Origin of the sequence: Cohnella rhizoplanae (assembly GCF_948329515.1) — a bacterium.
Lineage (GTDB): Bacteria > Bacillota > Bacilli > Paenibacillales > Paenibacillaceae > Cohnella > Cohnella rhizoplanae.
This window is the reverse complement of sequence record NZ_CAOJCN010000002.1, coordinates 385,719-400,993: the sequence shown is the minus strand read 5'-3', so window position 1 is coordinate 400,993 and position 15,275 is coordinate 385,719. Positions and strand designations below refer to the sequence as shown.

General features: G+C 55.0%; 10 protein-coding genes. 2 read left to right on the top strand and 8 right to left on the bottom strand.

Going from position 1 to position 15,275, the window contains the following annotated elements; all coding sequences use genetic code 11:
• Positions 1-55 precede the first annotated feature (55 nt).
• A complete protein-coding gene (locus tag PQG80_RS05950) occupies positions 56-6,232 on the bottom strand; it encodes a carbohydrate binding domain-containing protein (RefSeq protein ID WP_271750302.1) in 6,177 nt (2,058 codons plus the stop codon).
• 317 nt (positions 6,233-6,549) lie between these two features.
• On the opposite strand from PQG80_RS05950, the gene PQG80_RS05945 reads away from it, so the two are divergent.
• The gene (locus tag PQG80_RS05945; protein WP_271750301.1) at positions 6,550-7,032 is read left to right on the top strand and encodes a RidA family protein; all 483 of its coding nucleotides are present in this window, start codon (positions 6,550-6,552) and stop codon (positions 7,030-7,032) included.
• A gap of 109 nt (positions 7,033-7,141) precedes the next feature.
• Here PQG80_RS05945 and PQG80_RS05940 read toward each other — a convergent pair whose 3' ends face one another.
• Positions 7,142-7,555, bottom strand: a complete 414-nt coding sequence (locus PQG80_RS05940; RefSeq protein ID WP_271750300.1) for a hypothetical protein — start codon at positions 7,553-7,555, stop codon at positions 7,142-7,144.
• A 321-nt stretch (positions 7,556-7,876) separates the two neighbouring features.
• The gene (locus PQG80_RS05935) at positions 7,877-8,791 is read right to left on the bottom strand and encodes a helix-turn-helix transcriptional regulator (RefSeq protein WP_271750299.1); all 915 of its coding nucleotides are present in this window, start codon (positions 8,789-8,791) and stop codon (positions 7,877-7,879) included.
• 145 nt (positions 8,792-8,936) lie between these two features.
• On the opposite strand from PQG80_RS05935, the gene PQG80_RS05930 reads away from it, so the two are divergent.
• Positions 8,937-10,433, top strand: a complete 1,497-nt coding sequence (locus PQG80_RS05930; protein WP_271750298.1) for an MGH1-like glycoside hydrolase domain-containing protein — start codon at positions 8,937-8,939, stop codon at positions 10,431-10,433.
• Between the two features lie 30 nt (positions 10,434-10,463).
• Here PQG80_RS05930 and PQG80_RS05925 read toward each other — a convergent pair whose 3' ends face one another.
• Genes PQG80_RS05925 through PQG80_RS05905 form a run of 5 tightly spaced genes read right to left on the bottom strand, consistent with a single transcriptional unit; the run spans position 10,464 to position 15,268 of the window.
• On the bottom strand, positions 10,464-11,720 hold the full coding sequence (locus PQG80_RS05925) for a metal-dependent hydrolase family protein (protein ID WP_271750297.1): 1,257 nt from the start codon (positions 11,718-11,720) through the stop codon (positions 10,464-10,466).
• Positions 11,721-11,725: 5 nt separating this feature from the next.
• On the bottom strand, positions 11,726-13,090 hold the full coding sequence (locus PQG80_RS05920; protein ID WP_271750296.1) for a lanthionine synthetase LanC family protein: 1,365 nt from the start codon (positions 13,088-13,090) through the stop codon (positions 11,726-11,728).
• A gap of 11 nt (positions 13,091-13,101) precedes the next feature.
• Complete coding sequence (locus tag PQG80_RS05915; protein WP_271750295.1) at positions 13,102-13,854, bottom strand: amino acid ABC transporter ATP-binding protein; 753 nt, start codon at positions 13,852-13,854, stop codon at positions 13,102-13,104.
• A complete protein-coding gene (locus tag PQG80_RS05910) occupies positions 13,851-14,558 on the bottom strand; it encodes an amino acid ABC transporter permease (RefSeq protein ID WP_271750294.1) in 708 nt (235 codons plus the stop codon). Before PQG80_RS05910 ends, PQG80_RS05915 begins: the two co-directional genes overlap by 4 nt.
• Positions 14,555-15,268 (bottom strand): amino acid ABC transporter permease, encoded by a 714-nt coding sequence (locus tag PQG80_RS05905; RefSeq protein WP_271750293.1) that lies wholly within the window; start codon positions 15,266-15,268, stop codon positions 14,555-14,557. The genes PQG80_RS05910 and PQG80_RS05905 overlap by 4 nt, the downstream gene beginning before the upstream one ends.
• Positions 15,269-15,275 lie beyond the last annotated feature (7 nt).

Here is a 15,275-nt window from a genome sequence, read left to right as displayed (position 1 = left end):
GCAAAACGGTAGGAAGGAAAGCGAATCCGACGCCTGCGACGCCGGACTCGTTTGTTTAAGGTTTTACGGTTACCGTGATCTCTTGGCTATTCGTGATGCCCGCTGCGTTGATCAATTCGGCCAGATATACGTAGGTGCCGGCCGCTCTGCCCGAGATCGGCGTGCTCGCCGATTGCGCCTGGGGCGTACCTGCCGTCAGCGTCTTCGTATCGACCAGATGGCCGTTCTCGTACAGCTTGTAGGTCGTCCCGTTCGTACCCCACCACATATTCATGGCGATGGCATAATCTCCGTTCTGATCCCAGTTGTCGTGAGACAATACCGGCTTCCCGGGATTCGCGTCCTTGACGACGACGGTCGCTGGGGCGCAGGCGGTGGCGCCTCGCGCGTTTTTCAGCTCGCAGGTATAGACGTACGTGCCGTTAAGTTTGCCGATCACGGCCGTCTCCGCATGCTGCGCGCCTGGCGTACCGTCCGTCAGCCGCTTATCGTCGATCGGGACGCCGTTCTCGTACAGCGTATACCGCGTGCCGTTCTGTCCCCACCACAGGTTCATCGTCACCTTGTAATTGCCGTCGTGCAGGCCGTTCGCATATCCGCTATCGCTGGCGAGCACGGCTTTGCCGGGTATCGCCGACGCCGTCGGCACCAGCGCATCCAGAGCGGCCTGGATCCTGTCCGCAGCTTCGTCCACCTGCGCTTGCGTCGCTGCCTCGTCTTCGTTCAAGGCGTTCGCCTCCGTCAACGCGTCCTGCAGATTCGCCCAGGATGCAGGCGTATACTCCTCCTCATAGACCGACTGCGCGACCGAGATCTTGGCGGCCAGCGCGGATTTGTCCGCGCTCTCCGTCTCCGCCGATGGAATCAGCCCGACCCAATCCAGATTCATCGGACCGAGAACGTTCCACATCGTCAAAGTGGTCTTGCCTTGCGCCAGCTCGGTGCCGGTCTTGATGCGAAGCGCCTTCCAATTTTGCGGCTGCGTGCCCCAGTCGATCGTGCGCGGCGCTTCGGCCGTATACATGTCTCCGCCGAGCTGAACGAGCCGCGAGGTCTGGTCGTCGCCGGTCAAGGCCCATCCGGCCACGTACTTCACGACGACGTCGTATTTTCCGGCCGCCGGTACGTCCAGCTGCCATGAGATCGATTGGCCCTTCTGATCCCAAGCCGCCACGCCGGTGCCGTTCGACAGGAACGGACGCGACGTATAGACGTCGAACTTGCCGCCGGCCGCGGATTGGAAATGCTCCGCCTCCTTGAAGGAAGCGAGGCTGTCCTTCACCGCGTCATAGTCGTCCGCCGCTTCCGTTGCCGTCAATTCCCCCGAGCCTGCCGTGCGCAGCCGGAGCGTTCCCCCCGCCCCTTCCATAATGACCATGGGCGAAGCGCTCAGGAACATCGAGGTTTTGGGAGTCCCGAACTTCTGGAATACGAGTCCTTCCGGCGCCTCCAGAACCTCGTACAATCCGTCGGGCACATGGGCGAGCTGCCCCCACGCGGCCGTGCCGCCGGCATAAGAACCGTACGCCTTCAGCTCGACCGGCGTGCTCACGCCGTCGAGTTCGACATTCAGCGTGACGGGAGCCTGAGGCGACGGAGCGCTCCCTTCCCTGAGATGGAAGCGGTGATCGCCGCGTCCCGCCCGGACGGTCAGCAGCTGACCGTTTTTCTCCATATAAAGGCCGCGTTCGTTCAGCGCTTCCTGCACGTCGCCGCCAAGCTGAACCGGGTTGTACAGCTCGTCGGTGATCGCCGCGTCGTCAGGAATGGCCACCTGTACTTGCATATCTGTGCCGCTCGATACCGTGAGCGTCTCGTCGTCGATGACGATCGTGGACGGCACGTCGGATTGGATGCGCGCGACCCCGTCCTTGACGAGCTTCGTCCCGCCGACCAGCATGAGGCTGTCGTCCTTCACCGTGACGGCGATGCCGTCGAATTCGATGCCGTCAGCCGTCGTTACCGTACCGCCGTCGGTCAGACGCACGTACACATGGGTTCCGTCGGCAAAGGCCAGATACTGATAGGTTCCGTTGTTCGTCGACGCTGTGATCCCGAGCGGCTGCGAACCAGCGCGGTAAGGCTCGAACGTGGAGACGATCGTCGTGACTTGCGTCTTGGGGAACGTGAACGTCGCATGCCGCTGCAGCGGTTTGGACGCCCAACTGCCCGTCGGCATCACGACTGCGCCCAGCTCGGTCAAGTACTGATCGGTCGCGCTTGCATCCTGAACGGCGGGATAATGGAATTTTACGTCCAGGGCCGCGTTGTTCTGCGTGATCGATGCGCCCTGCTCGTCTTCGTCGATCTTCAGATTCGTCATCGCATGCAGCCTGAATTCGAACGAGGAACCGGCCGGATCCTTGGCCTTCAGATTGTCGACGACGACAAAGGCGCCCGGCTTGACATAGATGATGCTTCGCTGCGCCTGCGCCAACCCGGGGTAATCCGGATTGTTGTACGTGTTGTACGACTGCGTCGCGTCTCCCACGGTAGCATCGAAGGCTTGGCTGGAAACGAAGCCCGTGATTTTGCCGGAAGCCGTCATGTCGAGAATTTTCTGGCCTTTGCCGCCGTCGTACGTTATTGCATTGTGCGCCAGCGTCGTTCTGGTGAAGCCTTTGTCGTGATTGCTCAGATAGCTGTCGTATTGCCCCGCGTCGATCGCCAGCTGTTCGCCGTAGGCATTGATCACGAAGCTGTTCTGGTCCGCATGGCTGTGACCGTAGCTGCCGTAGTTGCTCGACTTGAAATAGAGCGATACCCGCTCGGGATCGTATAAACTGGAATGCATCGCTACCCAATCCGTGTCCTTCTGCCATTTGGCCGTCGGCATGTCGACCGGCGGTCTTCCCTCGAGCGTCGGATCGCCGTAGGAGAAGCCGAACAGGTAGGACAGGTCCCGCGCGTAGCTGCCGGATTCGGCATACCATTTGGTCACCGGATTCTGGTAGATCTGCGCCTCCCGCTGCGCATGCGTAGCAGTGGCTGCAGACATCGGGTCGTGCGTGCCGTCGCCGAACACCCCGTTCGGCTGGCCGTTCGGCAGGAAATAAAGGCCGAAGGCTTGCGCATTGCGAGAGTAGGCCTTGTCGTACAGGCTGAGTCCCGAAGCGGCGAGCAGCACGTCCGCGAACAATTTGTCCGCCAGATGCGAGACCTGCCAATAGTTCGTTCCCGACGCCCAGCCGCCGTCATCGCCCGCTACCGGCGGGAATACGTTGATCCGGGCCGGAACGGACTTTTCGAACCAATCCTTGGCCGTGACGGATATCGGCGATCCGTTCACGATCGTATCGTCGTGCAGCAGCGCGATCGCGATCGTGCCGACGTAGCCGGACGCCGTCCATCCGTGGGAATTCCAAGGATTTTTGTACAACGAGGCTTCGCCCAGAATATCGTTCGCGAGCGTCTGCGTACGTCTGGCGATCATCGGCAAAATATTCGGCTTATCTTCCTCGGCAATAAGCGGATAAATCCAATCGTACGAAATCGCGCCTTTGTACGCGATCTCGCGGAACGCCTGGTCGACTTGCCTATAGTTGGTAGCGCCTTCGGGATCCCATGTCAAGACATTGAGCAGCCGCTCCCTGGCGAAGTTCCCGTAAGCCTCCTCACCGGATACGAGATAAACGAATGCGGCGTTCAGCATCATGTCGGTTTCTTTCCGGGCGTATTGCGTCACCGCAGTGGTATCCGCTACGAAGGCCGGATCCTGCAGATTGTAATAATCGCGCGGATAATTCAGCACCGGCTCGGCAGGCAACGGCGCGTTCAGGTTGACTGCGTTCTTCGCTTGTTCGAAGATCGGTTTGCCTATACCGTCTTTGTACGCGCGGAAATCCTCCAGCTCCTCGGCGTTGGTCAAGATTCGGGGGTGGGTCGCCGACACATTGTCGAACAGATCGTCCAGCTCCGGCACGAGGAAAGGAACGGCATCCGGCGTCAGACGGAATTTGCGGCTGTCGCTCCACTCCGACCATCCGGCCTCGATGTGGAACCGCACCCGCCAGTTGTAAGAGTTGCCGGGCTCCAAGGCGGTCGGCAAATTGTGCAGATTGGCCTTCAGATCGTTTTTGGCATAGACGGGCGCGCTGAACGCGCTGTCCGCAGCCGCGGCGATCTGAAATTCGTATTTGTCCGCGCCGGCGATGTAAGGCCAAGCGAAATCGGGCGCGTTCTGGCTCGTGACGGTCTGATCGGCGGGTTTAAAATGCATGTACTGGCCGGCCACCAGATTATTCGGCCACTCCAGCGAGCTTTGCGGCTCTTCCGTGGCCGGTCCGCTCGCAGAACGGAGCTCCGCGGAATCGAACACGATCGTCGATTGGTCCGACGCCGAAGACCCGAGCAGCACGCGCACGAACGCCGTGCCCGCCGGCGTGGCGCCGCTGGCCGTCAGCTTCTGCCATCCGTCAGCCGTAACCGCGCTCGCTTCGTGCTGTCCTAGCAGTACTCCGTCTCCATCGAGGTACTGCAGGGAGATTCTCGCGGTGCCCGATCCCACATTCGCTCGCACCGAAGCCTTATATTCCAAGTCTCCGGCATGGGGGACGAGACCGCTGCGGATGCCCAGCGGCAGCTGAGCGCTCGTATCCGTCACGCGGACGGCTCGGGACCCGTGGTAGACCGTGTCGGTGACGGAGACGACGCTGCCCGCCGTCGGCTGATACACGCTCCAGCTCTCAGGCAGCCCGGCGGATGCCCTCTCGAAGCTTGCGTTGGCCAGCAGTTCGTCGCTGCGCATGCTCGCCGCATCGACATAAGCCGTTGTCGGCGACGTCGCGTTATTTTCGTAAATATAAACGACTGCATGATGGCTGTAGGCTACCGCAGGCGTATATTGAAAGGTTACCGTTTTCCAGCCGGTCGTCGGGCCCACTTCCTCGAACCTCTGCACGAACTGCCCGGCAGCGTCGAAGGCGCGGAACATCACGAACAGCTTGCCTTGCTCGACCTTTGCTTTTAGATTCACGGTGTAGGTCTCGCCGAAGCGAATCGGAATTTCCGGCGTTTTGACGCCGACTTCCCGGCTTTGTCCGATTCCGTCATCGTGTATTTTCAGGCTTCTCGTTCCTTCGAACACCGTAGCCGTATCCAGAGAGAGATTCACGGCTTGCGCAGAGACGGTCGGAATCCACACGGCCGGCAGCGCGCCCTGCGCATTCTCGAACCCGCCGTTCGCGATCATGTCGACCGCCGGCTGCGGCGAGTTATCCTCATAACCCGTAATGCGCAGCTCCGCCGAGTCGAAGGACACGACCGATTGCGCCTCCTGGCCCGACCAGGCCAGCAGCTTGATCGTCGCCGCGGCGGACGGCGGCGACGCCGTCAAGACAAGCTGCCGCCAGCCGGATCCGGCAGCGGGCGCGGCTTCGGCGCTGCCGATCAGCGTACCGGCTGCATCGAAGTATCGCAGCGACAGCGCGGCGGAACCGCTCTGCACGTTCGCCCAGATCGAGGCGCGATACAGCGCGCCCGCCGTGTGGGCGACGGCCGCGCTCTGGATGCCCAGCGCATCCTGGGCGCTGCTATCGGCCACCTTCACGCTGCGGTCGCCTTCGTAGGCCGGGCTCGTCGCGGAGGTCACGCCGGAGGCCGGCGCGCCATACACGCTCCAAGAGACCGGCAGCCCGCCGGCAGCCGTCTCGAAGCCCGGATTGGCGAGCAGCTCTTCGCTCGTCATCGTCACGGCATCGATGTAGGCGGTCGTCGGCGCCACGCCGCTGCCCTCGTAGACGTACACGACGACATGATGGCTGTAGTCGGCAGGGGGCGTCACGGAGACGGATAGATCCTGCCAGCCTGCCGCGGCGCCGGCGGGCGCGTTTTTCTGCTGGTAGCCGCCGGCGGCATTAAAATAGCGAACCAGCAGGGTTATGCTGCCCTGCGCAACATTCGCTTTGAGAGACACTTTGTAGGTCTCTCCGAAGCGAATCGGTAGGTTCGGCGTCTTGACGCCGACCTCGCGGCTGCCGCCGACGCCGTTGTCGCTGAGCTTCAAGCTTCTGCTTCCCTCGGCGATGGTAGCCGTATCCGACGTGATGTTAGCCTTCTGCGCGGCCACGGTCGGAATCCAAGTCGTCGGAAACTGATCGCCGTCCAGGCTCTCGAAGCCGCCGTTCGCGATCAGTTCCGGCCCCCGCGGCCATTCCGCCGGAGCTGCCGCGCTTGCGGAGCCATACGAGATTAAATTCGCGAACATTCCTCCCAGCATCAATACGATTAACATCATCGATATCTTCTTGTTGAGCGATGGATGAATCAAACCTGTCACCTCTTCCGGTTTAAGTGGCTAACATTTTGACAGCGTTTTCAATTCTCGATTCTCGGATCGCGCGATTCAAGGACTCCTGCGGACCCGCAAGAAATGGATTGAATATTCCCCCTCCTCTTAATTGTTCAACAATATTGATGACCTATTAGAAATGCTATACGCGATGGCGGTCGGTGTCAAGATAAAGATGAGCGCGACCAGGCGGTTCCGGGCAGAAGGATATGTGCCTCTATTCATAGAAAGTTAGAAAGAGTATGAGGAGGGATATCGAAATGGAGATTGAACGCCGCGTTAGCGAATGGGGCTTGTACCTGCCCGAGCCGGCCAAGGTGCCGGCGGACGTCGAATTGGATTTTGCGTGGGCGCGCGTGTATGGGGATCGGGTATACGTGTCGGGACACGGCCCGCAGGCGCCCGACGGCAGCGTCATCGGCCCGTTCGGCCGCGTGGGCGTAGAAGTGACGGCGGAACAGGCGGCCGAGGCGGCCCGACTGGCGACGCTCGCGGTGCTGGGCAGCGTCCGGCGCGCTATCGGAGATCTGGACCGCATTACCGCTTGGCTGCGGGTCGACGGCTACGTGCTGGCAGCGCCGGACTTCAACCGGACGACGAACGTCGTGAACGGATGCTCCGAGCTGCTCCATCGCCTGTTCGGCTGCGAGGTCGCCCAGCATGCGCGCACGGCGATGGGCGTCGCGGCCACGCCGTTGAGCTGCCCAGTCGTCATTGCAGCAGAGCTGGCGTTCAAAGTGTAGATACGACGACCATACACAGCAGCTTAGAAAAGAAAAACGAGGTAATCTCAACGGTGAGATCCCTCGTTTAACAGGTTCTTTTATCGCTGGCGGCTTCCAGTGAAACGGTTTAATTCAGCCAGAAGCTGTAGCTTGCGCTGGATAAACTTCCGGTGTCGGACACGACAAAGTAAGCTTTGCCTCCCGGTCCAACCGTTATTTGAACCGAATCTAAACCACCGATCCCGTTATCCCAAGGATTAAGGTACGTGACAGAGCCGCCCGCACTGTGAACTTCTACCCAGTAGTTATAATTAACGTCTGCAGGGGATAGAAGATTTGCCGTGGTCGTTATCGATTGAGCGGTGTTATTCTTGAAGACGAAAATATCGGCTTCACCGCCTTGCAGAAACGTTCCGTAGCCGGAACCGCGGCTGACATTTATGGCCGTACTCGTCGTATCGCCATATCCATATTGGGCATATGCAGAAGGCACTCCAACCAACATTGCACAGATCGACAGCAAAACGACGAACTTCTTCATCAATATACACCCTCTCGAATTTAGATTGAAAACCGGCCAGTTCTCTACGATAGACGACAATCCCAAACTGGTAATCGTTTTCATAATCTTTTAAATTTATAAAAATATACGGTTGTCTTCGCAGCACCTCCCCATTGACCGGGATGACCCCGCATTGGATCGAAGTTGACGACGGGTGACTGTATTTACTTTTCGTGCATGTATATTTTATAAAGCAAAGCAGCGGCCAACCATTCAAATATTAATCGATACCTATCTTTTTCGATCTCAATTTCCTACGCCCCTAACGATTTATTCAAGAGTTATTGATAAATAAAAAAATCAACTCAGCTCACTCTCCCCATGATGTTTTTGTTTTCTCCAGGCGTTAGGCGTTAAGCCTGTGTACTTCTTATACGTTTTGATGAAATAGCTCACATTATCGAAGCCGCTTTGAAGGGCAACATCCAAAACGGATAAATCGGTATACTTCAACAGGTTGGCGGCTATCCTCGTCCGATGACGGTTAACGTAAGTCACCGGGGTCTCTCCCGATATCTGTTTGAAAAATTTATAGAAATGGTCCACGCCGATCCCCGCTGCCTTCGCAAGATCCGCTACCGTTATTGGGTGGATATAATGTTCCTGAATATACGAAATGGAATTTTGGAACCGTACCAGCTTTTCACTGGGCACTACCGGCTGTTCGTTCTGAGTTAAAAATGCTTTGTTCGCAATGATTTCAGCCAAAATAGCGAAAAAACTGGACTTGATCACCCATTCGTATCCGAAGGGCTGTTGCCGGTACGTCTCGACGATGCGCTTTATTTCGGAGATTACCTTCGCCTGCCAGCCAGGTTTGTTCGGAATATAGGAAGGAAATTGATATCGTCCGCGAAGAAAGGGTTCAAGATACTTGCTTTGGCAGACATCGGGTTCATGGCTGCCTAACATGTCCAGCTTAAAAATAATGCCGAACATGCGACAATGCTCTTCATTCTCGCAATAACCGCTATGTATCTCATTTCCATTGATTATGACGGCGTCTCCCGCATGCACATGGATGCGACGGGTACCGATCTCCATCACGATACTTCCCTCTATCACATAATTGAATTCAATTTCATCATGGTAATGACAGTACACAAGTCTGTCCGACTCATTCACTACGTTCCTAGAGTCGTTGAAGGCTATCCTCACCGGGAAATCAGGCGTTTCAGACGGCCCTTCGAATATGAGTGCTTTATTATTTTTCATACTGCCTCCCATAACAGAATGGTGTTATAAATCTCCATAATATCGCAAGAACAATTCCGGAAATAACAATATCATAACATCACAGATGCGCGAGAGCATTGTTCGAGCTACTGTTAATGATTCATCATTCGGGAGGTCTAAACTAATGCGTTATTTGGATATGTACGTTCAGAATCGGTTTGTAAAGGAAAACGTTTTCTTGAAGTCCGCAGCGGAAAATAAGGCTCTGCCGATTTTCGAGTATGCAAAAGAAATATTGCCAGAGCCCTTTTGGGAGGGCCATGATAGGGCCATCTCTTGCTACTGGAAGGCATGGGAATTGGCTTTTAAAAACTTAAGAAAACCAACGTCCGACAATGGATTCGTAACCAATTACATAGACACCGCTTTTAACGACTGTCTTTTTATGTGGGATTCCAGTTTTATCTTGATCTTTGCCCGATATGGAAAGCGTGCCTTTGAATTTCAAAAGACGTTGGACAACCTGTACGCCAAGCAGCACGAAGACGGTTTTATCTGCAGGGAGATTAGGGAAATGGACGGTAAGGATCAGTTTCACCGCTTCGACGTAAGCAGCACGGGACCGAATATCATGCCGCTTACGGAGTGGGAATATTATTTGAATTACAATGACAAGGCGCGTTTAGAAAAGGTGTTTCCCGTATTGGCTGCTTACCACTTGTGGCTCAAGGAATTCAGAACATGGACAGACGGAAGCTACTGGTCAACCGGGTGGGGCTGCGGCATGGATAACACGCCCCGATTGGAAGAGAAATACCATGAGTCTTTTTCTCATGGGCATATGATCTGGGTGGATACCTGCATCCAGCAGATTTTAAGCGCTAAATTGCTTTTAAAGATGAGCGACGTCATCGGCAGAAGACAGGAGATGCAGGAGTTCGAGGAGGAGATCGCCTTACTATCGGATCTCGTGAACCGTAAGCTGTGGGATGACGATAGCGCGTTCTATTACGATCTTTGGAAAAGCGGGGAGCTTAACCATGTGAAGTCCATCGGGGCTTACTGGGCTTTGCTCGCCGATATCGTACCGGAGAACCAAAAGGAAAGGTTCATTTCCCACCTAAGCAACGAAAACGAGTTTAACCGTCCGCATCCGATTCCCACCTTATCCGCAGATCATCCTGCGTACCAACAGGACGGCGGCTACTGGAGAGGCGGCGTTTGGGCGCCGACGAACTACATGGTCCTGAAAGGCCTTCATACGGCCGGATACGATGCCTTGGCGCATGAGATTGCTACCAAGCATCTTGACTATATGACGATGGTTTATGAAAGCACAGGAACCATTTGGGAAAACTATTCTCCCGAGCACGTAGCCCCCGGAAACCCGGCCAAGCCGGATTTTGTCGGATGGTCCGGGATTACGCCCATTGCTGTTCTGTTCGAATATGTCTTCGGCCTGAAGCCGAATGTGCCCCATGCTACCCTCGAGTGGGATGTTAGGCTTCTGGATGCGCACGGCATATCCAGATATCCATACGGAAACGACGGTATCCTGGATCTCCGCTGTGAGAAGAGAACGTCTCCCAAGGAGAAACCGGTAATCACTGCGAAAGCCAATATTCCCGTTACCCTTGTTGTGAGATGGGAAGGCGGAAAAGAAAGTTTGAAGCTGGGTTAGGTAAGCAGGGCCATTTGCGCCGGACCGGGCTTAAAGCGTATTCTTATAAACGGCTGCATTTTTCATGATGAACCGAATATTGCCTGCATCCGCCAGAATGTCCAGATCCTCGACCGGATTACCTCTGACAACGAGCAAGTCCGCAAACGAACCTTTCTCCAAAACGCCGATTTTGCCCTCTGGATATGGATTCTGATAGGTGGTTAATTGAATGAGTTCATGAATATTCCCGGTCGCCGCCACGATGCCGCGAAAACTGCCAAACCGCGACTTGTATAATCTGAAATCGTCAAGCTGGATTTCCGCTGCTCTATGGATATCGCCAAAGGCGTCGGTTCCGTATAGAATGGGAAGATTGTATTTGTCGATCCACTCGGTCGAACTTCTTTCTCCGTTGCGAAAATCTTCAATGAGCTTGATGGTTGATTTCGGCAAGCCTGTCGTTGGATATTCCCTGCCCAATTGAGGGCCCGGCGTGATCCAAATGCCCTGGTCGGCAACGATCCTGGCAGTTTCTTCATCGAGCAGCGTGGCGTGCTCGAAGCACTTTACGCCCGCTTGGGCCGCGCGCTGCATGGACGCCGGCGTATACAGATGCGCCATGACATAGGTGCCAAAGTCCGCGGCCGCGCAGACGGCGGCTTTCATTTCCTCCAAACTAAACTGTACGGTCCAAATCGCGTCGTAAGCGGAACTGAATCCTCCCCCCGCCATCAGCTTGATCTGGGACGCCCCCAAGAATAGCTGTTCCCTGACGGCGCGAGTCACTTCGTCGACGCCGTCCGCAATAACCGATAGCTTGCTGTTCAGATCGGCAGAGGCATAGATTCTGTCCGTGATCCGTTCTTCCGCATGACTTGCCCTTATATCGCCGTGTCCGCTAGTCTGCGAGATCATGGAATTCGAAGGCAGGATTCTAGGTCCGTCCAGAAATCCGTTGTCGATGTTTTTCTTCAAGCCGAAGGTGATGCCGCCCGCATCGCGCACGGTCGTAAACCCGCGCAGCAGCATTTCCTTAGCGAACCTGACAGAGCGGACGGCCTTCTCGTCGATCCGCCAGCCGTCCGACAACGAATTGCCGGTTATGGATAAATGCACATGCGCATCCGTCAAGCCTGGTATGACGGTATGATGATTCGCATCATACACCGCTTCATAGTCGTCTTCCGGAATAGATCCGCCGACAATTTCCTTCACAAGATTTTGCTCAATGACGATATTGACGTTTTCCTGCAGAGCGGCATGTTTGCCGTCAAACACGTTTGCGTTTTTAATTAAAATATTCAATGCTTTCACCTCGCATTTGGGCTTGGCTCGCAACGCGTCGGATACGGGTCGTCAACCAGGCGATTCCAATGAAACGTTCCATTCAGTAATTGGCTGACTTGGAGCAAGGCGCTCGCGATTCCCGCAGCACCGTGCATATACCCTTTGTTCAAGGTAATCTTGTCCGGCTCAAGCCGCGTCTCTGCAAGAGGCCAAGCGATCGCGTCGTTGCCCACGTCCTCCGCTTCGCCAAGAAGGACTCGGGCGCAGCGCTTCGCCGCATCCAGATAATGCCGATCCCCGAACGCCGCGTATACAGCGACATGAAACTGCAGGATCGCCGCCGTGCCGCAGCACAGGCAGGTATTATTCCAATAGCCCGAGGATTGAACTTCTGGCGCGCCGAGGCTGAGAATGCCTTTACTCATCTCCTCAATCTCGCTCTTGTAGCGCTCATCCCCCGTCATACGGTAGAGCTGATAAAACACCTTCGACGTTCCGCCTGCTCCATGGCACGCGCCTAAATAAAAAGTCCGTTCCTGCGGATCATCCGTCAGTGGAACAAGCGTCCCTTCTTCCTGGGGGACGGAGATTGCGCTCAGATAGTCCGCCGCCGATCTAGCCGAAGTCAAGAAAGCTTCGTCTTGCGTATGCTCATAAAATACGGACATCGCATAGCCGATTCCGGATGTTCCGATCACAAAATTGGGAAAGTTGTGCGGATACCCGGGAGGCTTTATGTTCCATGCTTTTCCGCCTCGGGGGTCCGGATTTTGGCTTTTTAAGATCGTTCTAGCTGAGGCCACTGCCAACGCATGCATCTTCTCGTCGTTCAGCGCAAGGGCCAATCTCAGCAACAGGAGGGCAATGCCCGCGTCTCCCACGGCATAGTAAGGCAGTCCTGTCCAGCTTACATCGCCGTTGTTCTGTTCGGCTGAATCGGCTATATACACGGCAATTTCTCGCAAGGCGGTCAGGCTTTCGGTGTCCGGTGCTTCTTCGTAATACGCCAGAAGCGCGCTTGCAATGCTCCCCACACCCGAATTGACATTCAGTTCGTAATACTTCGCGTTCGGGTTTTGAATCCGCAATTGCTTTCGCCAGTGTCGGCGAATATACCGGAAGCCCTCTTGCGCGATCCGCGAATAGTCGGTATTTTGGGTCGTCTTGTACAGCGCCAGATAGAAATAGGCAATACCCGCTGCGCCGTTTTCAAATCCGAGATCAGTATCGGCATGGGGCGCGTCGATCCAGTAAAAGCCATCCGGATCGGATACGCGGAATTGCTCCATATAGCGATGCGCCTTGTGAACCGCTTCGAGAAAATCGGCCGCTTCCGCCTTGGGGACGGATGCAAAGGGTTTTCCTATCGCATGCGTATGGTCTCTCATTCGACAGCTCCTCAGATGTTAAATTCAACCGGCTTCAAAATTCGTTTCAGAAACTGCCGGGTTCGTTCTTCCTTCGGTCGGACCAATACCTCGTCAGGCGTTCCTTCCTCCACAATGACGCCGCCATCCATAAAAATGACCTTGCTTGCCACATCGTAAGCGAACGAAATTTCGTGCGTTACGATCATCATCGTAATGCCTTCTTGAGCGATCTTCTTGATCAGCGACAACGTCTCCCCGATCAACTCCGGATCCAGAGCCGAGGTCGGCTCGTCGAACAGAATGACTTCCGGGCTGAGTGCGACCGCCCTGGCGATGCCGACGCGCTGCTGCTGTCCGCCGGAAAGCTGCGATGGGTAATAGTCGTGCCGATCCGCAAGCCCCACCTTTGCCAAAGCGTTTTTGGCGATTTCGACGGCTTCCGCTTTCGGCATTTTTCTCCCGACGATCAGGCCCTCGGTGACATTTTCCAATGCCGTTCTATTATTGAAAAGGTTGTGATTCTGGAATACAAATGCTGTTTTCTTTCGAAACGCAACAATATCCCGTTTTTTCGCCTTGTTCAGCTCGACCGTCCTCTCGCCGATGGTGAGCGTGCCTTGATCGGCGCTTTCCAGGAAGCTGATGCTTCTCAGGAGGGTCGTTTTGCCGGAGCCGCTTGCGCCTAGGATAACGACGACCTCGCCTTCGTCGACATGAACGTCCACGCCATTCAAAATTTTATTTTTTCCATAGGATTTGTGAATGTTTTTGATTTCGATCACGCGGGGTCCCCCCTGTACCTTCCGATGCTCTTTTCCACGGATTTCCCCAAGAACTCAATAACGAGACTGAGTCCCCAGTAAACCAAGGCGGCGGCCAAATACGCTTCAAAGTAGCTGAAATAAAGGTTGGCGTACTTCAAAGCGCCGTTCATTACATCGACGACTCCGATCAGGATGACAAGGGACGTGGCCTTCATCAGCGCAATGACGATGCCGGTCAACGAAGGCACGAATACAAGCATCATTTGCGGCAAGATAATCCGGCGAAAGGTCTGCAAAAAAGTTAATCCGACCGTGTATCCGGCTTCATACTGGCCTCTGTCGACCGACAGGAGCGAACCTCGGATAAACTCGCTCATTTGGGCGATCGCAGGAAATGACAGAGCAAATATACCGACATAAATGCGGCTGACATCCCGTACGGTAACAGTCAGATGCAGGAAGCTTGCGATACTGTTAAAATGCGTAACGAATAAGAGGCTGGATACGACTAGAATCAAGTTGATCGGCATCGCCTTGAAAATAATCACGAACCCGTCGGCAGCATGCGAAAGCACCGGAACGCGATAGGTCCGAATGGCCGCGACAATGATTCCGAACAACAATCCGATAACGACAACTACGAGCGTGATGAGGAGAGTAATAGGGATGTAGGATACGGCACTCTTGAAAGCTTCCCATATCAATTCCGGTTTAATATTCATAACGACCCATCCACCGATTTCCTTCCATAGTTCAGTTTCTTAATGAGGATCGCGGAGAGCTTTTCAAGAATAATACTGGCTGCTATAAAAATAATGGCTGCGTCCGCATAACCTTCCAGCGAATGCTGCGAACTGTAGCTGATGGTTGTAATCATGCCCATCATATCTGTGACGCCAAGCAAATAGGCGAGAGCGGTTGCCGGAAGCATGCTTACGACCATGGCGCTCAACCCCGGCAATAGCACCCGGAAAGCCTGCGGCAACACAATCCTGCGAAACGTTTGATAACCGGTAAGTCCAACCATGAGCCCCGCTTCGGTTTGTCCGCGCGGAACGGAGAGAATGGCGGCGCGGATGTGTTCCGCCAAAAAACCTGCTTCGTTCAACCCGTACGCCAAAAATACAAATATCAATTTATTCCAGCCTGATGCGATGTTGTGCCCGAAAACGGCGTTTAAGAGCAGAGGCAATCCGTAATATACGAGAAATAAATGAATCATAATGGGAGTGCCTCTGACAAAAGAGATATAAACGCCGGCCAATTGATGCAGCACCGGTATTTTTCGGATTCGGATCATAGCCAATACTGTTCCAAGGATCAGCGCCAATGCCGTCGACACAACCACCACATACAGCGAAACCGGGAACTTCGACAGTATGATCGGGAAATAATCTAGCAACCGTTCAAATGAAAAGAAATCGCTATTCATCCGCATT